The sequence below is a fragment of the Gordonia sp. (in: high G+C Gram-positive bacteria) genome, from assembly GCF_012515855.1.
GTDB lineage: Bacteria > Actinomycetota > Actinomycetes > Mycobacteriales > Mycobacteriaceae > Gordonia.
The window spans coordinates 1-1,960 of sequence record NZ_JAAYXO010000278.1; the positions used below are offsets into that span (position 1 = coordinate 1).

Genomic DNA, 1,960 nt, shown 5'->3' on the forward strand with positions numbered 1-1,960 from the left:
GAAATATGGCGACTCGCGCGAACCCTCGCCGACCGAGCCGCAGGCTCCGCTTCCGACATCCTGCGACTCGCGATACCGCCGCGCATGGTCCGAGCAGAACAGCAGCATCTCGCCGCCACACGTGCAGATCAGGCTACCGTTTCTGGCGATACTTCTGATGAAGCTGCTGCCGAGCTGGCAGCGGCCCTCGTTGCAGGCGCACGCTTCGCACTGTCTCCACGCCACGCACCGCAGCGGCTCAGCACCGGCGAATGGGTTGGATCATGGGCGATGCAACTCGCCGACCTTGCACTGGCAGTGTACGAACTCGGTCACAGCGTGATCCTGGTTGCCCCTGACTATCGCGATGTCGACCAATTACACGATTCGCTCTCGGCCCTTGGCCACCACGACACGGTTCGGGTCGATGCGCGCCAGTCGGGGAGCGCGAGGTACGCGTCATTCTTGCGAGCACGTGATGAAGTGCCCCGCATCATCCTCGGCAACCGCTCGGCACTGTACGCACCCGCGCATCGCCTCGGCGCCGTCCTCATGTGGGATGACGGTGACCCACTGCTCGCAGAGCCCCTGTCACCATACGTTCATGCGCGAGATGCCGCGCTCGTGCGATCCTCGCTGGCAGAAGAGACCGGCACTCACCCGATCGGGTTGGTATTCGCCGCTCACGCTCGAAGCGCCGAAGTGCAGCGGCTCGTCGACCTCGGGTACCTCACGGCTGTTGGCGAACCTCCCCGCGTCGCGAGAATCATCGCCGGCGATGCGATCGCAGGCGCCCACGAAGACACTGGGAGGGTGCCTGAAGCGGCGGCACGAACACTCCGAGAAGGGTTACGGACAGGGCCGGTGCTCGTGCAGGTCGCAAGCCCCGGGTATGCGCCGGCTGCCCGGTGTGCGCAGTGCCGCTCTCGAGTGCGCTGTGAAGCATGTGCCGGGCCGATCGCCTTCCGCGCGCGACACCAAGCCGCTTGCCGCTGGTGTGGCACACAGGTCAGAGCATGGCGGTGCGGCGAATGCGGTGGTACTGAAGTGTTGCAACTCGGGGCAGGGTCACAGCGCACTGCAGAGCAATTTTCGCAACAGTTTGAGGGTGTACGAGTGATCCTGAGCGATGGCGAACATCCGCACGCGCGGGTCGACTCGCGAGCGGCCCTCGTCGTGGCAACCAGGGGCGCGGAACCCATCGCTGCCGGCGGCTATCAGGCGGTTGTGCTCCTCGACGCGGACCGCCTCCTCTCCATCGAATCATTGCGTGCAGCAGAAGACTGTCTGCGCTGGTGGATGAACGCTGCCGCCCTCGCTGCGCCAGACGCCCCGGTGATTCTCGCAGGGGGTGGTGGCCCGCTCGTGCAGGCCATGATGCACGGGCGCGTGGAAGCATGGCTGCAAGCCGAAAATCATGACCGCAAGCTGCTGCGATACCCACCCGCGGTGAGGGTCGCCAGCGTCACCGGTGGGCCTGCAGAGGTCGACCGGGCACTCGCCACCATCGCTGAACTACCAGGCGTTGACGTGATCGGGCCCACCCCGCTCGACGCCGCCGACCCTGCGGCCCACCTGGTTCGCGCCATCGTGCGGTTCGAATACGCGCAGGGGCACGAAGTGGCAAAACGGCTCCGCGGCGCGCTGGTCGCAGATGCCGCAGGCTCATCCTCGCGAGTCGCCGGCAGATCGCCGGCACGGGCGCGGGCACAAGCGCTCCGCCTCAGATTCGACGATCGAGGCGTGTTTGACGGCGCGCTGTGAGCTGCGCATTGCACGTCGGTTGTGCCACCCGAGAGAACCCGCGCGTGAAGCGCTGAGAGAATAGACCCATGCGAATTGTGTTTGCCGGAACGCCCGACGTCGCTGTGCCGAGCCTGCGAAGGTTGGCCGCCGATCCAGAACTTGACATCGTCGGAGTGATTACCCGGGCAGACGCGCCGACTGGTCGGAAACGCGTAATGACCGCATCGCCGGTAGC

1 protein-coding gene is annotated in these 1,960 nt (G+C 66.0%); it reads left to right on the plus strand.

The features are described from left to right. Positions 1-1,743: hypothetical protein (locus GX543_RS18560; protein ID WP_290854093.1), on the plus strand; the 1,743-nt coding region annotated here is incomplete at its 5' end. Positions 1,744-1,960 lie beyond the last annotated feature (217 nt).